The 19,256-nt window shown below is 65.5% G+C and carries 18 protein-coding genes and 1 pseudogene; 4 read left to right on the top strand and 15 right to left on the bottom strand.

Annotated elements, in window-relative coordinates:
• The 12 genes from tal to HOP51_RS04925 all read right to left on the bottom strand — a co-directional run bounded on the left by tal (position 1) and on the right by HOP51_RS04925 (position 12,253).
• Positions 1-951, bottom strand: coding sequence for a transaldolase (tal, locus tag HOP51_RS04980; protein ID WP_234272859.1), 951 nt, complete (start codon positions 949-951; stop codon positions 1-3).
• A 39-nt stretch (positions 952-990) separates the two neighbouring features.
• On the bottom strand, positions 991-2,475 hold the full coding sequence (gene xylB, locus HOP51_RS04975) for a xylulokinase (RefSeq protein ID WP_234272858.1): 1,485 nt from the start codon (positions 2,473-2,475) through the stop codon (positions 991-993).
• An 11-nt stretch (positions 2,476-2,486) separates the two neighbouring features.
• Positions 2,487-3,962 (bottom strand): mannitol dehydrogenase family protein, encoded by a 1,476-nt coding sequence (locus tag HOP51_RS04970; protein WP_234272857.1) that lies wholly within the window; start codon positions 3,960-3,962, stop codon positions 2,487-2,489.
• A 65-nt stretch (positions 3,963-4,027) separates the two neighbouring features.
• Positions 4,028-4,651 carry a nucleoside triphosphate hydrolase gene (locus HOP51_RS04965; RefSeq protein ID WP_234272856.1) on the bottom strand — a complete coding sequence of 208 codons (624 nt, stop codon included), beginning with the start codon at positions 4,649-4,651 and terminating at the stop codon, positions 4,028-4,030.
• A 4-nt stretch (positions 4,652-4,655) separates the two neighbouring features.
• Positions 4,656-5,438, bottom strand: coding sequence for an L-iditol 2-dehydrogenase (locus tag HOP51_RS04960; RefSeq protein WP_234272855.1), 783 nt, complete (start codon positions 5,436-5,438; stop codon positions 4,656-4,658).
• Positions 5,435-6,154, bottom strand: a complete 720-nt coding sequence (locus HOP51_RS04955; protein WP_234272854.1) for an HAD family hydrolase — start codon at positions 6,152-6,154, stop codon at positions 5,435-5,437. Before HOP51_RS04955 ends, HOP51_RS04960 begins: the two co-directional genes overlap by 4 nt.
• An 11-nt stretch (positions 6,155-6,165) precedes the next feature.
• Positions 6,166-7,308: an ABC transporter ATP-binding protein gene (locus tag HOP51_RS04950; RefSeq protein WP_234272853.1), complete on the bottom strand. Its 1,143-nt coding sequence runs from the start codon at positions 7,306-7,308 to the stop codon at positions 6,166-6,168.
• 12 nt (positions 7,309-7,320) lie between these two features.
• Positions 7,321-8,232, bottom strand: a complete 912-nt coding sequence (locus tag HOP51_RS04945; protein WP_234272852.1) for a carbohydrate ABC transporter permease — start codon at positions 8,230-8,232, stop codon at positions 7,321-7,323.
• 15 nt (positions 8,233-8,247) lie between these two features.
• Positions 8,248-9,138, bottom strand: coding sequence for a carbohydrate ABC transporter permease (locus HOP51_RS04940; RefSeq protein ID WP_234272851.1), 891 nt, complete (start codon positions 9,136-9,138; stop codon positions 8,248-8,250).
• Positions 9,139-9,201: 63 nt separating this feature from the next.
• Positions 9,202-10,500 carry an ABC transporter substrate-binding protein gene (locus HOP51_RS04935; RefSeq protein WP_234272850.1) on the bottom strand — a complete coding sequence of 433 codons (1,299 nt, stop codon included), beginning with the start codon at positions 10,498-10,500 and terminating at the stop codon, positions 9,202-9,204.
• A 197-nt stretch (positions 10,501-10,697) separates the two neighbouring features.
• Positions 10,698-11,651, bottom strand: coding sequence for a sugar-binding transcriptional regulator (locus HOP51_RS04930; protein ID WP_234272941.1), 954 nt, complete (start codon positions 11,649-11,651; stop codon positions 10,698-10,700).
• A gap of 44 nt (positions 11,652-11,695) precedes the next feature.
• Positions 11,696-12,253, bottom strand: coding sequence for an NUDIX hydrolase (locus HOP51_RS04925; RefSeq protein ID WP_234272849.1), 558 nt, complete (start codon positions 12,251-12,253; stop codon positions 11,696-11,698).
• A gap of 70 nt (positions 12,254-12,323) precedes the next feature.
• On the opposite strand from HOP51_RS04925, the gene HOP51_RS04920 reads away from it, so the two are divergent.
• The 4 genes from HOP51_RS04920 to HOP51_RS20980 are packed head-to-tail and all read left to right on the top strand — an operon-like array spanning position 12,324 to position 15,869.
• Positions 12,324-12,968: a CoA pyrophosphatase gene (locus HOP51_RS04920; protein WP_234272848.1), complete on the top strand. Its 645-nt coding sequence runs from the start codon at positions 12,324-12,326 to the stop codon at positions 12,966-12,968.
• Positions 12,969-12,997: 29 nt separating this feature from the next.
• Positions 12,998-13,657 carry a 2OG-Fe(II) oxygenase gene (locus tag HOP51_RS04915; protein ID WP_234272847.1) on the top strand — a complete coding sequence of 220 codons (660 nt, stop codon included), beginning with the start codon at positions 12,998-13,000 and terminating at the stop codon, positions 13,655-13,657.
• Positions 13,657-15,237 (top strand): PAS domain-containing sensor histidine kinase, encoded by a 1,581-nt coding sequence (locus HOP51_RS04910; RefSeq protein ID WP_234272846.1) that lies wholly within the window; start codon positions 13,657-13,659, stop codon positions 15,235-15,237. Before HOP51_RS04915 ends, HOP51_RS04910 begins: the two co-directional genes overlap by 1 nt.
• On the top strand, positions 15,234-15,869 hold the full coding sequence (locus tag HOP51_RS20980; protein WP_234272845.1) for a response regulator transcription factor: 636 nt from the start codon (positions 15,234-15,236) through the stop codon (positions 15,867-15,869). The genes HOP51_RS04910 and HOP51_RS20980 overlap by 4 nt, the downstream gene beginning before the upstream one ends.
• 54 nt (positions 15,870-15,923) lie before the next feature.
• On the opposite strand, the gene HOP51_RS04900 is transcribed toward HOP51_RS20980, so the two are convergent.
• The 3 genes and pseudogenes from HOP51_RS04900 to HOP51_RS04890 form a co-directional block, all read right to left on the bottom strand.
• On the bottom strand, positions 15,924-17,012 hold the full coding sequence (locus HOP51_RS04900; RefSeq protein ID WP_234272844.1) for a L,D-transpeptidase family protein: 1,089 nt from the start codon (positions 17,010-17,012) through the stop codon (positions 15,924-15,926).
• 113 nt (positions 17,013-17,125) lie between these two features.
• Positions 17,126-18,592: a cardiolipin synthase gene (cls, locus tag HOP51_RS04895; RefSeq protein WP_234272843.1), complete on the bottom strand. Its 1,467-nt coding sequence runs from the start codon at positions 18,590-18,592 to the stop codon at positions 17,126-17,128.
• Positions 18,593-18,699: 107 nt separating this feature from the next.
• Positions 18,700-18,807 (bottom strand): annotated as a pseudogene (locus HOP51_RS04890) (prolipoprotein diacylglyceryl transferase family protein); the annotation flags it as partial.
• Positions 18,808-19,256 lie beyond the last annotated feature (449 nt).

The raw sequence follows: 19,256 nt of genomic DNA, 5'->3' as shown, positions 1-19,256 counted from the left end.
TCAACCCAGCCGCTCCACGATGCGCCGCTCGAGCTGCTCCTGATCCTCGGCGAAGCGGCGAATGCCTTCGGCCAGCTTGTCGTTGGCCATGGCGTCCTGATTGTGCCGCCAGCGGAACGCGGGCTCGGTAAGCGGCGTGGGGCACTCGCTGGGAGATGGGAACACCACTCGCTTGTCGACGTCACCCTCCTGCGCGGCCAGCTCTTCCAGCAACGCCGGGGAGATCGTCAGGCGATGGCAGCCGGCCAGCGCCAGTACCTGGCCGCTGGTGCGAAAGCTCGCCCCCATCACCACTGTGTCATAGCCACCACGACCGGCGCGCTCGCACACGCCACGCACGAACTGCACACCGGGATCCTCATCCGGCACGTACTCCTTGCCGGTCTCCTTCTTGTACCAGTCGGTGACCCGGCCAACGAACGGCGAGATCAGGAACACACCGGCATCGAAGCAGGCCTGAGCCTGGGCCTCGCTAAACAGCAGCGTGAGGTTGCAGTTGATGCCCTCCCGCTCGAGTCGTTCGGCGGCCCGAATGCCCTCCCAGGTGGAAGCCAGCTTGATCAGCACCCGCTCGCGACCGACACCGCGCTTGTCGTACAGCTCGATCAACTCATGGGCCTTGCGCACGCAGGCCTCGGTATCGAAGGAGAGCTTGGCGGCCACTTCGGTGGAGACCCGTCCCGGCACTAGCCGGGTGATTTCCGCCCCCTTGGCCACGGCCAGGCGATCCACGGCGCGCTCGACCCGGGCCTGCGGGTCGCCGATTTCGGCCTTGATCGCGGCGAGTTCCTCATCGATCAGCGCCTGGTAGCCCGGCAGATCAAAGGCCTTGAGCAGTAGCGAGGGATTGGTGGTGGCATCCTGCGGCCGGTAGCGGCGGATGGCGTCGAGATCGCCGGTGTCGGCAACGACCAGCGAATGGCGCCGAAGGTTGTCGAGTCGAGTCGTCATGGGGCTTCTCCGTGGGCTGCAGTTGAAGATGGAGTGGGGTCAGGCCGGAATGCCGTGCTGGGCAGACAGCGCCTCGCGATAGCGGGCGTAGACCGTCTCGTAGGCGAGTACGCTGGTTGCCTTCGGTTCGGCCAGCGAGGCCTCGTCGAGGTGCACCAGGCGCTCGCACAGCGCTGCCAGCGATGCGTCCCGGCGCTCGCACCAGGCCGCCTGGAGCGCCGCCCCCAGCGCGGCGGCATCGGTCACTTGCGGGCAGATCACCTGGGTCGCCGTCACGTCGGCCACCATCTGGCGCCATAACGGACTCTTGGCGCCGCCGCCGATCAGGCGGATCTGGCTCGCCCCAGCGGCCAGCGGACCAAGCAGTTCGAGGCCATAGCGCAGGCCGAAGGTGGCGCTCTCCACCACCGCCCGGCACAGGTTGGCCTGGGTCAAGTTGCGGCTGTCGAGCCCCAGGAAGCTGGCCGAGGCGTGCGGCAGCGCCGGTACCCGCTCGCCGTTGAAGAATGGCAGCACCGTCACCCCCTCGGCGCCGATCGGGGCCGCGGCCAGGCGCTCGCCAAAGGCGGCCAGGTCGAGGTCGAAAAGCTCGCGCACCAGGGTACTGGCGGAGGTCACGTTCATGGTGCAGACCAGCGGCAGCCAACCACCATGACTGGCGCAGAAGTTAGCCACCATATCGCTCTCGGCACGTACCGGTTCGGGCGAATAGGCACACACCGTGCCAGAAGTGCCAAGGCTCAGGGTGACGATGCCGGGTGAAATGTTGCCGGTGCCGATGGCGCCGAGCATATTGTCGCCTCCCCCGCTCGCGACCAGCACGCCCTCACCCAGCCCCAACTGGCGGGCCACCTCCGGACGCAGTGTGCCGGCCGGCTCGTGCGAGTCGATCAACCGCGGCAGCACGTGCGAGGGATCGAGTTCCGGGGCGATCGCAGTGAAGACGTCATGGCGCCAGCGCCGCGAGCGGGTATCGAAGTAGCCGGTGCCGGAAGCATCGCCCGCCTCCGCCACCTTTTCGCCGGTGAGCCAGTAGTTGAGGTAATCGTGGGGCAGCAGAATGGTGTCGATACGTTGGTAGGCGGCAGGGTTCGTATCGCGCAGCCAGGCGAGCTTGGAAGCCGTGTAGCCGGTCTGCAGCACCAGACCGAGCTTTTCGAGACAGCCTGCCGCCCCGCCCAGGCGTTGGACCAGTGCCGCGTTGTGCGCTGCCGTCTCGGTGTCGCACCACAGCTTGGCCGGATGCACCGGCAAGCCCTCGGCATCCAGCGCTACCATGCCGTGCTGCTGACCGGAGACGCCGATGGCACGGATCGCCTCTCGCGCAATGCCGGCCCGGCCCATGGCCTCCTCGAAGGCGCCGCGGAAGGCCTCGAGCCACTCCTCCGGCGCCTGCTCGCGACGCCCGTTCGCCCCCTCCACCAGGCGATGGGGACGACTCGCCTCGGCGAGGATCGTCTTGCCCTCGACGTCAACCACCACCACCTTGGTGCTCTGGGTACCGCAATCCACCCCGATGTACATGCCGCCGCTCCTCACTCCCCGATTAGGGTTTCAAGGGTAGCGCGGGCGCCGCGTTCTTGCAGGCTCCCAAGCGTCGTCAGGTAAGCGTCGCGGAAGCGTTCGTGCTCGATCAGGTCGCCGAACAATTCGCGGTTGTCGATGAAAGCAGTGGGCCGCGTGCGATTCTCGGCAGCCAGGGCCATCAGTTCGTCCTTGAGGCGGTCGACCACCGCAATCGGTTCGCCCTGCTCGTCGATGCCCTCGACGTAGCGCGCCCAGCTCGCCAACACCGCGGCGCTGCGGCGGATCTCGCCGCCTGCCTCGAGCTGCTCGCGAATCACCGGCACCAGCCATTTGGGAATCCGATCGGAGCTCTCGGCGCACAACCGCGCCAGGGTGTCCTTGATCTCGGGGTTGGCGAAGCGCTCGATCAGGGTGAGGCGATAATGCTCGAGATCCACCCCCGGCACCGGTGCCAGCGTCGGGCTGCCCTCGTGGCGCATGTAGCCGAGCAGGAAGTCGACGAACAGCGGATCGCGGCACACCTCGTGAGCATAGCGATAACCCACCAGGGTGCCGAAATAACACAGCGCCTGGTGGCTGGCGTTGAGCAAGCGCAGCTTCATCAGCTCATAGGGCACCACGTCCTCGACCAGTTGCACGCCGACCTGCTCGAGGGCGGGCCGGCCGCAGGCGAAATGATCCTCCAGTACCCATTGAGTAAAGGGCTCGCACACTACAGGCCAGGCATCCTCGACCCCGAACTCGCTGGCCAGCTCGGCGATGTCGTCCGCCTGGGTAACCGGCGTGATGCGATCGACCATGGCATTGGGGAAAGCCACCTCCGTCTCCATCCACTCGCCCAGCGCCGGGTCGCGGGCTCGGGCGAAGGCGGCAAACATGCCCCTGGCCACCTCACCATTGCCCTGGATGTTGTCGCAGGACATGATCGTGAACGGCGCCAGGCCACGCTCGCGCCGCCGCACCAGGGCCTCGACCACCAGGCCGAATACGGTACGCGAGGCCGCGGGGTTATCCAGGTCGTGATGGACGTCGCGGTTGTCGATGTCGAACTCGCCACTGACGGGATGGAAATTGTAGCCCCCTTCGGTGACGGTCAGCGAGACGATGCGAATGGCGGGATCGGCCATGCACTCGATGGCCGCCTCGGGATCGTCCGGGGCGAACAGGTAGTCGAGCATGGCACCGATCACCCGTGGCTCACGTTCACCGCTGGGGTGTTTCACCACCAACGTATAAAGGTGGTCCTGGGCGGAAAGTGCCTGTTGCATGCGCCGGTCGCCCGGCAGCAAGCCAACGCCGACGATACCCCAGTCAAGCGCCTCGCCGCGGTTCATCAGTTCGTCGAGATACATGGCCTGGTGGGCGCGATGAAAACCGCCGACGCCGATATGGACGATGCCCGGCGTCACCTCACGGCGGTCGTAGTGCGGCACGGCCACACGTGGATCGAGGCGAGCGAGCGTGGTGTTGCTGAGAGCAGGCATAGGGGCACTCCTTGCCGCAGGCGGCAATGAACGAAAAATGGATGGCGGCCCGAGTGAGTCGTGGGTCAGCGCCAGTAGAGATCCGGCGCGATGGATTCGCGCTTGATCAGTCGGGCATTGAGCATGTCCTTGTGGCGCGCCTTGTCGATGGCGCCCTGCTGGTCCTGGCCCATCCCCAGCCAGCGCTGGATCAGGCGCGCTTCGAGAACTTCGTCGGCCACCTCGAGGAACAGGGTCATGTCGAACAACGGACGCAGGTCGCGCCAGGGGTCGCAGTCGAGCAGCAGATAGTTGCCTTCGACGATGACGATGCGATGCTCAAGGGTGATCAGGCGTCCGCCGGCCCGGGCCAGGTCCAGCGGACGGTCGAACACCGGCACCGCCACGCACCTGTCGGCACGGCGAATACGCTCCAGGTCGTGCTTGAGGCCGTCGGGGTCGAAGGTCTCCGGCGCGCCCTTGATCGGCAGTTGGCCCAGCGGCTCGAGAATGGCATTGTCGAGGTGGTAGCCGTCCATCGGCACCACCGCGGCAATGCCGGGCACCCGCTCGTTGAGCTCGCGGCACAGCCACTCGGAGAGGAACGACTTGCCCGCCCCCGGCGGCCCGGCCAGGGCGACAATGAAGCGCTGCCGGTTCTCGGTGGCCTCCAATAAACGCACCGCCATGTCATGGATATTGGGGTTCATTGTTTCAGCTCATCCAGTTGCCACCGTCTACGTTTAATGTCTGGGCAACGACATAGTGACTATCGTCGCTGGCCAAGAACACCGCCGCTCCAGCGTGATCCTCCGGCTTTCCCATGCGCCCGTAGGGCACCGCCTCGCCGACCAGGCGCTTCTTCTCGCCCAGCGGACGGTTCTCGTAGCGGGCGAACAGTGCATCGACTTCGTCCCACATCGGCGTGTCGACCACGCCCGGGGCGATGCCGTTGACCCGAATGCCATAGCGAATCAGGTCCAGCGCGCACGACTGGGTCAGGCTGATCACCGCGGCCTTGGTGGCGCAGTAAGTGCTCACCAGTGCCTCGCCGCGACGCCCCGCCTGGGAGGCCATGTTGATGATCGCCCCGCCCTCGCCGCGGGCCACCATGTGCCGGGCCACCGCCTGAAGGGTGAAGAACAGGCCCTTGGTGTTGACGGCGAACTGGCGGTCGAAGCTGGCTTCACTGACCTCGAGCACCGGAGCCATGTCGAATACTGCAGCGTTGTTGACCAGGATATCGATAGCACCGAGGTGCTGGGTGACCGCCTGAACCATCGCCTGGATGGAATCGACGTCGCAGACATCCAGGCGTACGCCCATCACGCGTTCGGCACCCAGCGGACGCAGGCCGGCCACCGCTTCCTCCACCGCTGCCACGTCGATATCGGCCACGGCGACCCGAGCGCCTTCGGCGAGATAGCGCTCGGCGATGGCCAGGCCAATGCCGCGCGCGCCGCCGGTGATTACCGCCACCTTGTCCTGCAGTTTCATCTCGGGTTTTCCTCGTTGGTTTCGCTGGTGACCACCTTCGCGCCGGTGCGCCGTTGCTCGCGCCACTGTTGGATCAATGCCTCCAGACCGTGCATGGCCGGCAGGACCCGCCACGCGCCGGCCTGATGCAACCGCTCGGCGTGCCCCGCCTCGATATGGCTGGCGCCGGTGAAGCCGATCACCGTCATGCCGGCGGCATGGGCCGCCGTCACGCCGGAAACGCTGTCCTCGACCACCAGGCAGTCGCCCGGCGCCCGGCCCATCCGGCGCGCCGCCAGCAGGTAGAGGTCGGGGGCCGGCTTGGGCCGCTCGACCTCATCGGCGGTGAACAACGGCACCTCGCCCAGCCGGGCGTCGAGCCCGGTGACGGCCAGCGAGGCCAGTACACGCCGACGGCGGCTGTTGGAGACGATGGCCAGCGGCAGCTCGATCCGCGCCAGCGTTTCCGCCACCCCTTCGACGGCACGCAGCTCCTCGGCCAGGCGCGCCTCGATGGCGCCGTCGATGCGCTCCAGCGCATCCGCCGGCAGCCGATGCATGCTCTGCCGCTCCAGCTGCGCGAGGATCGCCGCGGTGGTCATGCCCAGCGCCTGGCGCAGGGCGACGTCCTCGGGGATGTCCGGCAGCAGCTGGCCAAGCTGCTGTACCAGCGTGGCCTCGGCGACGATCTCGCTGTCCACCAGCACGCCGTCGCAGTCGAAGATCAGTGTTTCCATGCCCGCCCCGCTCATTGGCCGCCCGCCACTGACGGGGCGCGATTGTCCTGGCGGTTGAGTCCGGCCAGAGGATGGCGCGCCAGGCTGGGCAGGGCCAGGTCCTCGGCATCGAAGAGATGGGCGCAGGCGCGGTCGAAGCCAAAGCGCAGGGTGTCGCCGACCCGGTTCTCGACGTTGCCGTCGGCGCTCACGGTGACCAGGGTGTCCTGCATGCGCACGTAGAGCGAGGTCACCCCGCCGAGGCGCTCGATCACCTCGATGCGTCCCGAGAGTGGTCCTTCGGGCTCGAGCTGCAGGTGTTCGGGGCGAATGCCCAGGGTCAAGGCGTCGTCACGAAGGCTGCTGCCGTCGACCGGCACCGTGCAGGTCTCCCCGCCGGGCAGGCGCACCTCGACGCCCGTGGGGCTGGCGCTCACCCGCTCCACCGCCAGGAAGTTCATCTTCGGCGAACCGATGAAACCGGCCACGAAGCGGTTACGCGGATGGTGGTAGAGCTCCATCGGCGATCCTACCTGCTCGACCACACCGCCTTGCAGCACGACGATCTTGTCGGCCATGGTCATGGCCTCGATCTGGTCGTGAGTGACGTAGATCATGGTGGCGTCGAGCTCCTCGTGCAGGCGCGCCAGCTCGATGCGCATCTGCACCCGCAGCGCCGCGTCGAGGTTGGAGAGCGGCTCGTCGAACAGAAAGATGCTAGGGTTGCGCACGATGGCGCGACCGATGGCCACGCGCTGGCGCTGCCCGCCGGAGAGCGCCTTGGGCTTGCGTTCGAGCAGCGGCTCGAGCTGCAGGATCGCGGCCGCCTCGCGCACCTTGCGCTGGCGCTCCTCCTTGGACACCCCGCCGAGCTTCAGGCTGAAGCCCATGTTGTCCTCGACGGTCATGTGCGGGTAGAGCGCGTAGCTCTGGAACACCATCGCCAGGCCGCGCTCGGCGGGACCGACCTCGTTGATGCGCTTGCCGTCGATCATGATGTCGCCGCTGGTGGCGTTCTCGAGGCCGGCGATCATGCGCAGCAGGGTCGACTTGCCGCAGCCCGAAGGGCCGACGAAGACCACGAACTCGCGATCATTGACCTCCAGGTCGACGCCCTTGATCACCTCGGTGCCTTCGAAGCGCTTGACGATGTTGTGAAGTTGTAGCGTTGCCATGGAAATACCTCGTTACTTGACGGCGCCGAAGGTGAGGCCGCGTACCATCTGTTTCTGGGTGAGCCAGCCGAACACCAGGATCGGGGCGATGGCCATGGTGGAGGCGGCGGAAAGCTTGGCCCAGAACAACCCCTCAGGGCTTGAGAACGACGCAATGTAGGCGGTGAGCGGCGCGGCGTTAGAGGAGGTCAGGTTGAGACTCCAGAACGCCTCGTTCCAGCTCAGGATCACCGACAGCAACCCGGTGGAGGCGATGCCCGGCAGGGTCAGCGGCAGCAGCAGGTAGACCACCTCCTGGAAGGTGCTGGCCCCGTCCATACGCCCCGCCTCGAGGATGTCCCGTGGCAGGTCCTTGAAGAAGGTGTAGAGCATCCACACCACGATCGGCAGGTTCATCAGGGTGTAGACGATGATCAGCCCGGTGCGCGTATCGAGCAGTCCGAAGTCGCGAAAGATCAGGTAGATCGGTACCAGCACGCCCACTGGCGGCAGCATCTTGGTGGAGAGCATCCACAGCAGCGTGCCCTTGGTGCGCCGAGTAGGCAGGAAGGCCATGGCATAGGCCGAGGGAATGGCGATGGCCAGCGCCAGCAGGGTCGAGCCGAAGGCCACCACCACGCTGTTGAGGGCGAACTTGAAGTAGTCGGCCCGGGCCTGCACGGCGACGTAGCTCTCCAGCGTCGGCGTGAAGATCAGGCTGGGGTCGGCGATCGCCTCGGCCTCGCTCTTGAAGCCGGTCAGCACCATCCACAGGATGGGGAAGAAGATGAGCAGTGCGATCCCCCAGCCCAGCAGCGTGAGCCAGACCCGCCGTGCTCCAGCGCTGGGCACCAGCGGCGTGTGCCGGGCCCGCGCTTCGCTGGCTGGCGTAGTGGCCAGGTGTCCCTCGGCCGGTATCGCCTGCTTGGTCTTGAGTGTGGTCATGAGCGGCTCCTCGCCTCAGCTTTCCAGGTTCCTGGCCACCAGCCGGACCAGGAAGATGGCGACGATGTTGGCCAGGATGATGGCGACCACCCCACCGGCGGAGGCCAGGCCGACGTCGAAGTCGAGCAGTGCCTGGATGTAGATCAGGAAGGCCAGGTTGGTGGTGGCGAGCCCCGGCCCACCGGAGGTGGTGACATAGATTTCGGCGAAGATCGTCAGCAAGAAGATCATCTCGATCATGATCACCACGCTGATGGCCCGCTTGAGGTGCGGCAGCGTGATGTAGAAGAAGATGGCCAGCGGCCCCGCCCCATCCATGCGCGCCGCCTCGACCTGGTCCTCGTCGAGCGACTGCATGGCCGTGAGCAGGATCAGCAGTGCGAACGGCAGCCACTGCCAGGCCACGATGATGATGATCGAGGTCAGCGGCAGCGACGAGAACCAGTCCACCGCCGGCAGGCCGAACACTCCGGCAAGCCACGCCAGCACTCCATTGGAGGGGTGCATCATCATATTCTTCCACACCAGCGCGCTGACCGTCGGCATGACGAAGAACGGCGAGATGGCCAGCACCCGGGCGATACCGCGGCCGGGAAATTCCTGCTGGAACAGCACCGCGAGCAGCACGCCGCCGACCACGGTGATCGCCAACACCGAGCCCACCAGCAGCAGGGTATTGCCCATCGCCCGCCACAGCGCCGGGTCGGTGAACAGGAACTCATAGTTTTCCAGGCCGGCGAAACCTTCCATGCCGGGCATCAGCAGGTTGTAGCGCTGCAGCGAGAACCATACGGTCATGCCCAGCGGAATCAGCATCCACAGCAGCAGCAGCGTGACCGCAGGGGCCTGCAGCGACAGCGAACGCAGGCCACCGACGGTACGCCCGGAGGCGCGTGTCTTGCTCATAGCATCACCACGTACGTTGGATTGACCGCCGGGGTCCTCCCCGGCGGCGAGTCGGACGTCGGCTCAGTAGCCGGCGCGCTGCATGGTACGCGCGGTGGCGCGTTGGGCATTCTGCAGCGCCTGCTCGACGCTGGTATCGCCGGTCAGCGCCGAGGCGATGGTCTGGCCCACCTGGGTACCGATGGACTGGAACTCAGGAATACCGACGAACTGCACGCCGACATAGGGGCTCGGTTCCAGCGTCGAGTCGGTGGGATCGGCGCTGTTGATGGCGTCGAGCACGAAGCCGGCGAAGGGCGCCTCCTGCTGGTAGTTCTCGTTCTCGTAGGTGGACTCACGGGTGCCGGGCGGCACGCTGGTCCAGCCCTGGGTCTCGCCGACCAGCTCGATGTACTCCTGCGAGGTGGCCCAGGTCAGGAAGGTCTGGGCGGCTTCCTGCTTCTCCGAGGAGGCGGGGATGGCCAGTGCCCACGACCACAGCCAGTGCGCCCCCTTGGGTGTCTCGGCTACCGGCGCCTGAGCGAAGCCGAGTCGATCGGCTACCTGCGACTCGTCCGGGTTGTAGAGCTTGCCCGCCGCCGAGGTGGCATCGACCCACATGGCACAGTTGCCGCGCGAGAACAGCGCCAGGTTCTCGTTGAAGCCGTTGGAGCTGGCGCCCGGCGGACCGTAGTTGCCGAGCAGGTCGACGTAGAAACCGATCGCCTCCTGCCAGGCCGGCGAATCGAGCTCGGGGTTCCACTCCTCGTCGAACCAGCGCCCGCCGAAGGTATTCACCAAGGTGGAAACGAAGGCCATGTTCTCGCCCCACCCCGGCTTGCCGCGCAGGCAGATACCGGCCAGCTGGTTGCTGGGATCGTGCAGCTCAGCGGCCCATTCGCGCACCTGCTCCCAGCTCGGCTGCTCGGGCACCTCGATGCCGGCCTCCTCGAACAGATCGGTGCGGTAGTAGAGCATTGAACTCTCGGCGTAGAACGGCAGCGCGTAGAGCGAGCCATCGTGACTCAGGCCGTCGCGTACCGGCCTGAGCAAGTCATCCTCCCGATAGGCCTCGGGCAAATCGTCGAGAGCGACCAGCCAGCCACGTTCGGCCCAGATCGGCGCCTCATAGGTACCGATGGTCAGGACGTCGAACTGACCGCCACCAGTGGCGATGTCGGTGGTCAGGCGTTGGCGCAGCACGTTCTCCTCGAGCACCACCCAGTTGACCTCGATACCCGGGTGGGCCTCCTCGAAGGCTCCGCTCAGGCTCTGCATGATGACCATGTCGTTATTGTTGACCGTGGCCACGGTAATGGTCTCGGCCTGGGCCGCGCTGGCAACGGCCAGGCCGGCTAGGGGAAAGGCGTGAGCGAGCTTCATGTCGTGCTCCTGTGTGCTTGGGCTTGCCCGCTGGGGGCGTTGTTGTTGGAAGCTGGGTTATTGTTTTGAACAATTAATCATTCATCGATCAAATGATCGAACACGAGGCGCGAAAAGGCAAAGATGATGCTCTTAGACTTTAGGCTACATAGGGTAAATGCCTGGCCAGCTTTCGCTCTCGAGGATCAAGCTTTGATCTAGATTTCGTTCTCGAGGATATAGCCGGCAGCACTCTCGTCGGTGATGAGCCCCTTGAGCCAGCCGCCACGCAGCGCGGCAAGAATGGCCGGGCCTTTGTCGCGTCCGCCCGCCAATGCCACCAGGGTTTGATCGCGGAACATCGTCAGCGGCAGGCTGGTCACACGCCGGGTGATAGAGCACTCGATGACAGTGCCGTTGCGGTCGAGCGGCCAACCGAGCAGCTCACCTACGGCCTGACGCCAGAGTAACTCATCGAGTTCGGCCTCACTGATGAAGTGGTCCTGGAACAGGGTCGCCTGACGGTCGATGCGCCCCACGCCGATATAAGCCGCCTCGGCGTCCTTGGCAACCTCGACGATGGCCTGGAACAGGCGCTGGCCGAGCATCGCCTCCTTCTCCTCCACCGAGCCGGCCACCACTGGCGCCGGCAGCAGGAAGCGCTCGCCGCCGGTCTTGTCGGCCAGCACCATCACCCCATCGTAGCGGTTGGCGGAACCGTCGCGGGCGACGTTGCCCACCAGCGAGACGAAGCGGTGCTGGGGACGCTCGATACGGCTGAGCGCCTCCACCGTAGCGCGTATCGAGCGCCCGGTGCCCAATGATAGGGTCAAGGGTTCGGAGCGTTCGATCAGCCGGGCCAGGCGCTCCGCTCCCGCCACGGCCAGGTAGTGGGCGCTGCTCTCGGCGGCTTCCGGGTCGGCCGGTACCACATCGCAGAATTCAAGTCCGAAGCGCTTGAGAATGGCATCCGACATCACCATGCAGTTGGTCAGCGGATGGTCGATATGAACCTTGACCAGCCCCTCCTGGCGCGCCAGGGCCAGCAGCCGCTGCACGCCGGGGCGAGACACCCCGAGCTGACTGGCAATCTCGTCCTGGGTCCGCCCTCCTACGTAGGAGAGCCAGGCCGCGCGCGCCGCCTGGTCCAGCTTCAGCTCGAACTTGTCCACGTTACCCGCTCCTTCTCGCTTGCTCATCAGGCCGAACCCTTCCATCACGCAGAACCGAAGTAACGCTCGCGATCCTCGGCGGTGATGTCGCTGATGTGCAGCGGGTAGTGATCGTTGTCACGATCGGCGTAAAAATGGCGCAGGGTGCGCTCGATGGTGGGAAAGGCCAGCTCGTCCCAGGGGATCTCGTGCTCCTCGAACAGCGCTACCTCCAGGCTTTCCGGTCCGGCCGAGAAACTGCTCATGAGTTCGGCCCGGAAGATCATGTAGACCTGGTTGATGTGCGGTAGGTTGATCAGGGTATAGAGTCCGTGAATGTCTACCTCGGCACAGGCTTCCTCGCGGGTTTCGCGGGCGGCGGCCTCGACGGTGGTCTCGGCGTTCTCCATGAATCCCGCCGGCAGGGTCCAAAACCCCTTGCGCGGGGAGATCGCCCGGCGGCACAGCAGGATACGCGACCCGCTCGCCGGCAGCGTACCTGCCACGATGCGTGGGTTCTGGTAATGGATCGAGCCGCAGGCATCGCATAGGTACCTGGGCCGGTCGTCCCCTGCCGGGATCGCGAAGCGCACGAGTTGGCCACAGTGGCTGCAGAAGTTCATGGGTCTCCCTGGCAGGCTTGACGTCGGCGAAGCCCCCCGGGTAGAAGGAACCAAAGCCGATGGAAACTCCATGTTAGAGAAACTTCGCCAGCGCCTGCAAGCGCACGCTCCGCGCCGCATGCGCCTCGACATGCCCCAGGCCGCGGTCTTGATGCCGATCGTCGACCGCCCCGCACCGACGCTGCTATTCACCCGGCGGGCGGGCCACCTCAATACCCACAGCGGACAAGTGGCGTTCCCCGGCGGCAAGCGCGAAGAGACCGACCACGACCTGCTGTTCACCGCCCTGCGCGAATCCCACGAGGAGATCGCCCTGCCGCCGGATCAGGTCGAGCTGCTCGGCCAACTGTCGGACGTGATCTCGCTGCACGGCATTCTGGTCACGCCCTACGTGGGCCTGATCCCTCCCGACCTGCCGCTCGTGCCCGACCCCGGTGAACTCGACGCCATCTTCGAGGTGCCGCTCGAGCTGTTCCTCGAGGACCAGCGTCACCACACCGACGTGATTCCGGTGAACGGCCGCCCTCATTACGTGCCCAGCTACCATACCCAGGGCCAGGTGATCTGGGGCCTCTCGGCGATGATGCTGGTGGAACTGCTGGCGGAAGGGTTCGAGCGCCCCATCAGTCTGTTCGATGAGCCACCCAGCGGTCGGCTATGCTATTTTCCCGAACGCCTGCTGCGCAGCTCGAAAACCGAGACGCGCCTTTCCTGAATGCCTGCTCCGGAGCTCCTGCCTCGTCCATGTCGCTGCTCACCCGACCGGCCTTCGCGGCCAGTGCCCTGCCTCAGTTGGTCGACGCCCTGGTGGAGCAGGGCTGGTTCATCGGCGAAGGCTTTCTCGATGCGGAGCTGTGCCATGACCTGCACCGGGAGCTGATGGAGATGGCCGAGCGCGAGGCACTGGCCGCAGCCGGCATCGGCCGCGGCGACGAACATCAGCTGCGCCGCGACATTCGCGGCGACGCCATCCGCTGGCTCGACCGCGAGAGCCTGGCCCAGCGCCGCTATCTCGAGGCCATGAGCGAGCTGCAGCGCGAACTGAACCAGGCGCTATACCTGGGGCTGTTCGAATACGAGGCCCACTTCGCCCACTACCCGACCGGCGCTTTCTACAAGAAACACCTGGACAGCTTCCGCGGTCGCGCCAACCGGGTGATTTCCACGGTGGGCTACCTCAACCCCGACTGGCCGGCGGACGGCGGCGGCGAGATGGCGATCTTCGCCGCCGACGACCCCGAGCGGGAAGTGGCCCGGGTACGTCCCGAGGCCGGCAACTTCGCCTGCTTTCTCTCCGAAAACGTGCCCCATGAGGTGCTGCCGACCCGCCTGCCGCGGGCCAGCATCGCCGGTTGGTTCCGGCGCAATGCCTCGCTGGGTGGCCTGGTGGACCCGGCACGCTGATGGCAAGCGATAGCGAGACGCTGCGCGCACGGCTGGCCGAACTCGAAGCCCGCAAGGCCGAGCTCGAAGCCAAGGTCCTCGAACTCGACGAGGAGAAACGCCACTACCAATGGCTGGCGGAGAGCACCACCGACCTGATCTCGCGCCACGCCCGCGACGGCACCTTTCTCTACGCCTCTCAGGCCGCCCGCGACCTGCTCGGCTACGAGCCCGAAGCGTTGATCGGCGTGTCGGCCTACGATCTGTTCCACCCGTCGGACCTGGCCGACCTGCTCAACAAGTCGCCGCGGGTTTACTACCACGACGGCTTCTATCAGCAGACCTATCGTTTTCGCGCCAAGGACGGGCACTACGTGTGGTTCGAGACCACCAGCCGCACCCGTCGCGATCCGGTCACCGGCGAGCTGATCGACGTGCTCTGCGTTTCCCGCGACGTGGGGCGGCGCATTCACGCCGAGGCCAACCGCGAGCGCCTGGCACGAGTGGTGGAATCGACCACCGACTACGTGCTGTTCTGCGACGGCGACGAGCGGCTGTTCTATTCCAACGAGGCGGCCAGGAGGCTGCTGGGCCTGCCGCGCGAAGGGCTCGACGCCCGGCTCGAGCAGGCCTATACGGCGAGTTCGCTTTCCATTCTGCGTGAGATCGTGTTGCCCGCCGTGGCCCGCTACGGCTCCTGGAGCGGCGAGCTGGAGATGCCTGGGCCCCAGGGAGCGGTACCGGTACTCAGCGTGGTGCTGGCCCACCGCGGCCCGGGCGCCGAACCCGACCACCTCTCCCTGCTCAACCGCGACATCGGCCTACGCAAGGCCGCCGAGGCCCAGGCGCGGCGTCACCAGGAGCAGATCGCCCACGCCAACCGCCTGGCCACCACCGGCGAGCTGGCCTCCAACATCGCCCATGAACTCAACCAGCCGCTGGGCGCCATCGCCAACTATGCCAGCGGAGCATTGATCCAGCTGCGTGCCGACCCTGGACGCCCGGCCAGCGACCTAACCCTGCCGCTCACGCGCATCGACGAACAGGTGCAACGTCTGGCGCGGCGCCTGCGCCATATTCGCGCTTTCGTGCGCAAGGGCCAGACCCGGCCACGCCCGGTCGTGCTGCTCGACGTGGTCGACGCCGCCTGTCGCCTGTGCGAATGGCAGTATCAGCAGGCCGGCGTAGTCCTCGAGCATGAGCTGGAGGAAGCGCTACCGCGCGTTCAGGCCGACCCTATCGCCCTGGAGCAGGTACTGGTCAATTTGCTGCTCAACGCACTGGAGGCGAGCCGCGAGCAACCCGGAGCGACACGGGTGGAGATCCACGCACACCAGAGCGGCCCCCGCGAAGTCACCTTCAGCGTCAGCGACCAGGGTCCCGGCATCACGCACGGCGAGGCACAGGTGATTTTCGCTCCTTTCCATTCCAGCCGCCCGGAGGGGCTCGGCATGGGGCTCGCCATCAGTCGCTCGCTGATGGAGGCCATGGGCGGCAGCCTGGAACTGGCCAACAGTTCCGAGGGCGCCACCTTTACCGGTACACTGCTGAGCGAAGCGAACACCATCCATCGCAGCGTATCACCCCGGAGCCAGCCGTGACCGAGCCTACCCGCGCCCCCCGTATCGCCGTGGTCGACGACGACGAAGCGCTGCGCGATTCGCTGGCCTGGCTGCTCGACTCCGTGGGGCTGGCTACCCTCGCCTTCGCCGACGGCGAGGCATTTCTTGCCGCTGCGCCCGAGAGTTTCGATGCCGTACTGCTGGACGTACGCATGCCGGGGCTCTCCGGCCTGCAGGTACAGCAGCGGCTCAACGAGCGCGGCGATACCGTACCGGTGATCTTCATGACCGGTCACGGCGACGTGCCCATGGCCGTCGCCGCGCTCAAGTCTGGTGCTTTCGACTTCATCGAGAAGCCGTTCAACCACCAGCAACTGATCGATGCCGTACAGCAGGCTCTTGCCGAGTACCAGCGGCTGCACTCGCTGCGCCAGCGTCTCGACGCCCTGCAGCAACGCTTCGACGCCCTGCGCCCCAAGGAGCGACAGATTCTCGTGCATGTGGCCGAGGGCATGACCAGCCGCGAGATCGCCGAGCATCTCAATGTCAGCGCCAAGACGGTGGAGGTCTACCGCTTGAGAGGCATGAAGGCGCTGGGCGCCGGTAACCTGGCCGCGCTGGTACGCATTTGCGTGGCACTGGGCCTGGTCGAACCGCTGCCTGACCATTAACGCAACCGGGCGCCCAGATGGACGCCCGACTCGCTTCTGGCTCGGCTGCAGGAACTAGACCGCCAGCTCCTCCCAGAGCAGACTTTCCTCTTCGCCAGCGTCCTCCTCGGGTGCCGGCTCGGGCGCCGGAGCGGGTGTCAGCGCAATGACCTCCCCGTTGGGGTTTTCGAGCAGTTCACGCAGCAGCTCGTAGTTGAGCGGCGTGGCGGACTCGTCCCCACTGCGTTCGAGCATGGCCAAGGTTTCCATCAGCGCGGCCATGCCGGCCTCCTGCTCCTCCAACGCCTCGTAGACTTGCACATAGGGCATATCGCCATCCCAGCCGGCCTTGATCGGCTGGTTGATGAGGTGAACCTGCATGCCGACCGTTACGCGATCGAAGATCGACTCGATATCCTCCGGATACATGCGAATGCAGCCCCGACTGGCGCGCATGCCGATACCGTCGGGTAGATTGGTGCCATGGATGAGGTAGCCGGGTATGTCGAGCAAGATGGCATGCCGCCCAAGCGGGTTGTCCGGCCCCGGCGGCACTACGGCTGGCGCCGTCTCGCCACGCGCGGCGGCCTCCTCGCGCACCGAGCGTGGTGGATACCAGGCCGGGTCCTTGAGCCGCATGGTGGTCTTGGTCTTGCCCAGCGGCGTATCGAAGCCTTCCCGCCCAATGCCGATCGGATAGGTCTCCACGCGTGGCGTCTCACCTTCTCCCGCAGGCGGGTAGTAATAGAGCCTTAGCTCGGCCACATTGATGACGATGCCCTCACGTTCCACCGGCGGCAGGATGAAACGCCCGGGAATGACGACCTCGGTGCCCTCACCCGGCAGCCAGACGCTGACATCGGGATTGGCCCGGCGGATCTCCTCGTAGCCCACGTTGTGTTCGCGGGCAATGTCGAGCAGGGTCTCCTCGTCGCGAGCCTTGACGATATAGTCCTCGCCAATGACATCGCCATGTTCGGGTAGCGGATAGTGCCCCTTGGGCCACTCACTGGCGGCCTCATCGTTCTCCCCGGCTTGCGTCTCTTCTTCGGCCCAGGCCGTACCAGCCGACAGAACGGTGACCAGCATGCCGACGATCAGCGATAGCCATGTCAGGCGCTGCAACGGCCAACAGTATTCATGTACCGTGCCGTGATGCTTCATAGCGATTGCCTCTACTCTTCCCATCTTTAGGGAGCTAATGAACGAAGCCACCATACTAACGATCCTCCAGAGATTCGACAGCAGCAGAACCCTGGTTTCACTCCTTGGCGACATTACAGCACCGGGGCAAACAGGTAGGCGCCTCGTGCAGCGACCCGATGCCACAGCGGGTTATCGTAAATCTCTTCTCGTGTCATCCGACGCGACCGGGCAAAGTCCTGCTCGAACATCACTTCGACATCGCCAGCGAAGTCCGGATCCATCACCAGCGCCGTTACCTCGAAGTTGAGCCGGAAGGAGCGGTTATCGAGGTTCACCGTGCCCACCGCGGCCCCCACGTCGTCGACCAGAAATGCCTTGCCATGCAGAAAACCCTCCTGATAGCGGTGAATCTCGACGCCCGCATCGAGCAACGGGCCGAGGAACGCGTAGGCGGCGTAGAAGGTCAGGAGATTGTCCGGTCGCTCGGGGATCAGAATCCTGACATCCACACCATTCAAGGCCGCCAGCTTGAGCATCGACTGCACGCCCTCATCGGGAACGAAGTAGGGGCTCGAGATCCAGATACGCTCGCGCGCCGCATGAATTGCCTGCTGGACCATCAGGCTTGCCGTTTCGAAACGATCGGCAGGCCCCGAAGGCAGGATGAGCGCAGGTACGCCATTGGCGGAAGGCACCGACGGCTCCCAGGGGAGTTCGGGAACTTCCTCGGTGGCCCAGTGCCAATCCTCGAGGAAGACCAGCTGCAGGGCCAGCGCGGCAGGCCCTTCGAGCTTGAGATGCGTATCCCGCCAGGGGCCGAGGCTCTCGTGGCCCTCCAGGTATTCGTCGCCAATGTTGAAGCCCCCGATCCACGCCTGCGCGCCATCGACCACCATGATTTTGCGGTGATTGCGGAAGTTGAGCTGGAAGCGGTTGCCCGGCCCGCGCGTGGAGTGGAACCGGTGAACGTTCACCCCGGCGTCACGCAGTTCCTGCAGGTAGGCACTCGGCAGCTTGTAGCTGCCAATCTCGTCATACAGGAAGTAGACGTCGACGCCCTCGTTGGCCTTCGCGATGAGCCGTTGCTGGAACGCTTGGCCGAGATCGTCGTCGCGCACGATATAGAACTGCACGAGCAGGTAGCGCTCGGCGGCATCGATTCCTGCGAACAGGCTGGCGAAGGTCTCCTCGCCATCCACCAGCAGTGTGGCCGCGTTCCCACCCAGATAGGGCAGCTTGGCAAGCTGCTCCACACCTGCCAGTTGGCGATCGTCGTTGGTCCATTCCACCCGATGGGCACGCAACTCGTCGAGCTTCGACGACAAGGCTCGGGTCAGCTCGGTATCTTCATCGCGCCGCGAGAGTACATAGCCTTCGAACTTGTTGCGTCCGAAGACCCAGTAAGCCGGGACCGCTACGTAGGGAATCGTGTTGAGCGAGACGATCCAGGCAACCGCCGCCTGAGACGTCCGACTCGACATCAATGCCTCTACCGATGACACCAGCCCCACGACATGTGCCAGGGTCACGAAGATAGCCAGCTTGCCCCAAGCACGCCGACGGCCCTTGGCGGGTTTGCGCGCAAACCACGCTAACATTAGCCGACTCCCTGTGCAGGAGCCGCTGCGGCAGGCACATCCCGGGCCTGGCGGCGCGACCACAGAATCAGAGCAGCCCCGGCGGCGATCATCACATAGCCCAGGCGCCCCAGCCACCAGGCGGCGGCGAAACCCACCACGTGCATCAGGCCATACCAGTGGACTTGCAGAGGTCCGATGGCGATGGCCACCGGGTCAATGTCGGGGTAGTTCATCTCGAATTTGGCTCCTTGCAGGTGCATGGCTGGAGCCACCTCACCTGCGGCAAATCACAATGCCGCTGAATATCGACATTTTGAATCCAATGCCTTGCGCAGCGACACTACTGTGCTGGCAAGCATCATTCAGAAAGGTGTAGGCGCTATACCCGCGGCGGGCGCTCCGGCCGGTCACGAGGGGCGTGGAGAAGTGCCATGTCGACAGGCTGACGAGGCTCGATCGAGCGAGGGGCCACTGAGGTAAGCGCGAGGCCGGCACTGGAGCAGACAGGCATCGCACTCGTACAGGCAGGTTGTTCGCCCCCTTGCGTTTGGCCGTTGTCGGCCTCGGGTCCCCCAGAAGCAGCTAAAACCGAAGAGGTGTTCGCCTGGCAATCAACGTCAGCATAGTGCCAGGCGCCCATGGCCATCTGCGGCAGCGTAAGCACGATGCCGAAGAGTAGACA

The organism is Billgrantia zhangzhouensis, from assembly GCF_021404465.1.
Taxonomy (GTDB): Bacteria; Pseudomonadota; Gammaproteobacteria; order Pseudomonadales; family Halomonadaceae; genus Halomonas; species Halomonas zhangzhouensis.
Note: the sequence above shows the minus strand (reverse complement) of the source record. Positions and strands in the feature narration are given on the sequence as shown.

What these genes read in the sequence shown, in the direction of transcription:
- tal (WP_234272859.1), bottom strand. Translation starts at nt 951, where the DNA reads ATGACGACTCGACTCGACAACCTTCGGCGCCATTCGCTGGTCGTTGCC.
- xylB (WP_234272858.1), bottom strand. Translation starts at nt 2,475, where the DNA reads ATGTACATCGGGGTGGATTGCGGTACCCAGAGCACCAAGGTGGTGGTG.
- HOP51_RS04970 (WP_234272857.1), bottom strand. Translation starts at nt 3,962, where the DNA reads ATGCCTGCTCTCAGCAACACCACGCTCGCTCGCCTCGATCCACGTGTG.
- HOP51_RS04965 (WP_234272856.1), bottom strand. Translation starts at nt 4,651, where the DNA reads ATGAACCCCAATATCCATGACATGGCGGTGCGTTTATTGGAGGCCACC.
- HOP51_RS04960 (WP_234272855.1), bottom strand. Translation starts at nt 5,438, where the DNA reads ATGAAACTGCAGGACAAGGTGGCGGTAATCACCGGCGGCGCGCGCGGC.
- HOP51_RS04955 (WP_234272854.1), bottom strand. Translation starts at nt 6,154, where the DNA reads ATGGAAACACTGATCTTCGACTGCGACGGCGTGCTGGTGGACAGCGAG.
- HOP51_RS04950 (WP_234272853.1), bottom strand. Translation starts at nt 7,308, where the DNA reads ATGGCAACGCTACAACTTCACAACATCGTCAAGCGCTTCGAAGGCACC.
- HOP51_RS04945 (WP_234272852.1), bottom strand. Translation starts at nt 8,232, where the DNA reads ATGACCACACTCAAGACCAAGCAGGCGATACCGGCCGAGGGACACCTG.
- HOP51_RS04940 (WP_234272851.1), bottom strand. Translation starts at nt 9,138, where the DNA reads ATGAGCAAGACACGCGCCTCCGGGCGTACCGTCGGTGGCCTGCGTTCG.
- HOP51_RS04935 (WP_234272850.1), bottom strand. Translation starts at nt 10,500, where the DNA reads ATGAAGCTCGCTCACGCCTTTCCCCTAGCCGGCCTGGCCGTTGCCAGC.
- HOP51_RS04925 (WP_234272849.1), bottom strand. Translation starts at nt 12,253, where the DNA reads ATGAACTTCTGCAGCCACTGTGGCCAACTCGTGCGCTTCGCGATCCCG.
- HOP51_RS04920 (WP_234272848.1), top strand. Translation starts at nt 12,324, where the DNA reads ATGTTAGAGAAACTTCGCCAGCGCCTGCAAGCGCACGCTCCGCGCCGC.
- HOP51_RS04915 (WP_234272847.1), top strand. Translation starts at nt 12,998, where the DNA reads ATGTCGCTGCTCACCCGACCGGCCTTCGCGGCCAGTGCCCTGCCTCAG.
- HOP51_RS04910 (WP_234272846.1), top strand. Translation starts at nt 13,657, where the DNA reads ATGGCAAGCGATAGCGAGACGCTGCGCGCACGGCTGGCCGAACTCGAA.
- HOP51_RS04900 (WP_234272844.1), bottom strand. Translation starts at nt 17,012, where the DNA reads ATGAAGCATCACGGCACGGTACATGAATACTGTTGGCCGTTGCAGCGC.
- cls (WP_234272843.1), bottom strand. Translation starts at nt 18,592, where the DNA reads ATGTTAGCGTGGTTTGCGCGCAAACCCGCCAAGGGCCGTCGGCGTGCT.